Below are 3,026 nucleotides of genomic sequence, written 5' to 3' on the forward strand. Positions count from 1 at the left end.
TAGAAGTAACATCATCTTTAAAATGGTGTTATTGCAACATTTCTATAATAAACTCGACATGAAAACCGTTTCCTTGATACTAGCGAGTATTATATGGTAACCCAAGGCTACCTTCGCGAATGGGTTTGCTTGGGGTAATGTAATTTATACATTCAGATTTTAAAGAATCCTCAATTAAAACAACTTATGGAAATCTATCGTCGGGATGTATGCGAACCCAATCTAACAGAGTTATATCAAATTTTAATTCGTCTTGGTTACACTGTTCCAGCTCCATATAATGCTATTTCGGAATCAAAAACAGTTAAGGAACTAGGAGATATTCAAACGCCTGTTTATAGATGACCAGAAGATACTCATTGGACATTATTTCGCCGTACAGGGATTTATGGACTTTGGAATACTGGGGCAATTTCGAGCCATCGAGCAGACGTAAGTGATGCATTTATTCGTAATTATCATCGTGCAAATCGTTGCACCTAGCCACTGACTCAATGGCTGTTAAAAAGGGATTTATTCCTCTGCCACCATTAGTCATTCCTCGATAATTTGTAGAGAAACTCAATCCTTTTTATTAAGTAAGTTTTATAGATTTCAATAGCAAGAAGACTTAACCAAAGTGCACAGATTGTTGACATAATAAACCGTGTAAAACAAATATGCTATATAAATATTTCATTTCCTTAAACAGTTTAAAGTTAATTTGGCAAAGTACGGAAAACCTTATTCATAAAACAGAAAAAAGATTCCTGAGCAATAATCAGGAATCTTTTTTCTAACTTATCCAGCACAGCAAGATAATTTCGAAACATCTTTATCAAAAGTTAGGACAGCCAGCTTCAATCCTTCTGCCATTGTTAGATATGGAGCCATCGTTTCTCTCAGATCTCCAACAGTTAAACCGAATTTCACAGCTAATGTTGCTGCATAAATTACGTCTCCTGCGTTTTCTGCCACTACATGCGCCCCTAACACTTTCAATGTTTTCGCGTCTGCCACTAATTTGAAAACACCTGTTGTTTCCCGATTAACGAGCGCTCTTGGAACAGCATCCAACGGCAATACCGATGTTTTCACTTCATATCCTTTTTCTTTTGCCTGTTGCTCCGTTAAACCAACCGTTGCAATCGATGGAGAAGTAAACGTAACGCCTGGAACCACTTCTAAATTGACCTTTTGATTTAGTCCTCCGATTGCATTACGAGCAGCAAGTCCACCTTCATAAGCAGCTACATAAACAAATTGGGGACCGGGAGTGACATCTCCAGCTGAATAAATTCGGGAATTGGTCGTTTTAAGATAATCATCAATGACAATTTCACCACGGGAACCAACTTCAACGCCTGCTGCATGTAAGTTTAATGATTCTGTATTTGGTTTTCTTCCAGTGGCAATTAGCAATTGTTCTGCTTCAATAATTCGCTTTTTACCATTTATCTCAACATGAACTTTTTTAATGTCTCCATCTTGCTCAACTCGTTCATAGGTTGCACCTGTTACTAAATTAATTCCCTGTTCTGTTAAGGCCTTAGTAATGGCTTCTGAAATTTCAGGATCGTATTCTTTTAATAGACGCTCGCTTCTTTGAATCAAAGTGACTTCTGACCCGAGGTTATGAAATAGTTGTCCTAATTCCATGCCGATATATCCTGAACCAATTACGGTAAGACGATTTGGAACCTTCTTTAATTCCAATAAGCTAGTGCTTGTTAAATAATCTACTTCATCTAATCCGGGAATATTAGGTGCAGTTGAAGAAGCACCTGTAGCTATTAAAAATCTTTTGGCTGTGATTTGATTGCCATTTACTTCAACTGTATTTTCATTTACGAATTTTGCTTCACCTTTTATTAATTCAAAACCATAATCATCAATTAAATTCACATATTTTTCATTTCGCATCTCGGTTACTAAATCATTCTTTTGTTTTACTAATGGCGCTAAATCAACATTTGAAGCCGAAGTGTGTAATCCCACAAATGGATTATTTTTTGCTAGATGATTGATTTCCCCTGCTCTTAATAAGGTCTTAGAAGGAACGCATCCGACATTAACGCAAGTTCCACCCACCGTTCCACGCTCAATCATAGCCACTTTTGCGTTCAAAGCAACGGCTTCAATGGCAGATGAAAAGGCAGCTCCACCAGAACCGATGATGATGTAATCATAATCATAGTTACCTTCATCATTTAAACTTACATCTGTCCTTTTTTCCGATTGCACTTGTATTTCTTCTGCTTCGCCCGGTTGATATTGTGCGTCAGTAATCGCTGTTTTCGCGATATCAATGTCTACATCATACGGTAGTTCAAACAGTGCTTCTCCGCGACGAAAGTCTACTTCAATCCCTTTTGCACCTGCATTTTCAAGAGCAACCGCAATATGTTCTTCACAACCAGTGCAGGTCATTCCTTCAACGTTTAGCCGATATTTTTTCAATAAATTCGTCTTTTGTTCCGATTGAAATTCTTCTGCTTCGCCCGGGTGATAGTTTGCGTCAGCAATCGCATTTTTCGCGTCTTCAACTTTCACGTCATCAGGAAGCTCAAATACAGCTTCTCCACGGCGAAAATCTACTTCAATCGCTTTTGCACCCATGTTTTCAAGAGCGACAGCTACATGCTGTTCACAACCCGAACATGTCATTCCTTGCACGTTCACTCGATATTTTTTCATGGTAAAAATATCCTCCTTTTATTCGACGGGGAGACCCAAGTCTGAAACCTCCGTCTTAATTGCATCTAAATTGGTTTTCGTATCATCAAAAGAAACCGTTACTTCCGCGGTGCTTCCATTAACTTTAATGGCTGTTTTGCCAGCACCTTCAACCTGTGCAATGGCATCTTCCACAACTGATGGCGGGCAGCAATCCATCCCTGCTATAACCATGAATGTCCCCGTCTTCTCAGCTTCAGTAATAGCTTTTACATCCTTCTCTGAATTCATAGCAGTTGTTTTCACTTCACTCTTAGATACTTCAGTTTTTTGGACTTCTTGTTCGTTACTGCATGCACTAACCACTAGCA

At 38.7% G+C, this 3,026-nt stretch carries 2 protein-coding genes; both read right to left on the reverse strand.

The genetic code is table 11. The annotated features are described in order from the left end of the window. Nucleotides 1-780 precede the first annotated feature (780 nt). Complete coding sequence (gene merA, locus VJ786_RS16480) at nt 781-2,676, reverse strand: mercury(II) reductase (protein ID WP_000760788.1); 1,896 nt, start codon at nt 2,674-2,676, stop codon at nt 781-783. Nucleotides 2,677-2,694: 18 nt separating this feature from the next. Continuing rightward, the coding region (gene merP, locus VJ786_RS16485; RefSeq protein WP_336558056.1) for a mercury resistance system substrate-binding protein MerP at nt 2,695-3,026 on the reverse strand (332 nt) is incomplete at its 5' end.

Origin of the sequence: Sphingobacterium tenebrionis (genome assembly GCF_037126265.1) — a bacterium.
Classification (GTDB): domain Bacteria; phylum Bacteroidota; class Bacteroidia; order Sphingobacteriales; family Sphingobacteriaceae; genus Sphingobacterium; species Sphingobacterium tenebrionis.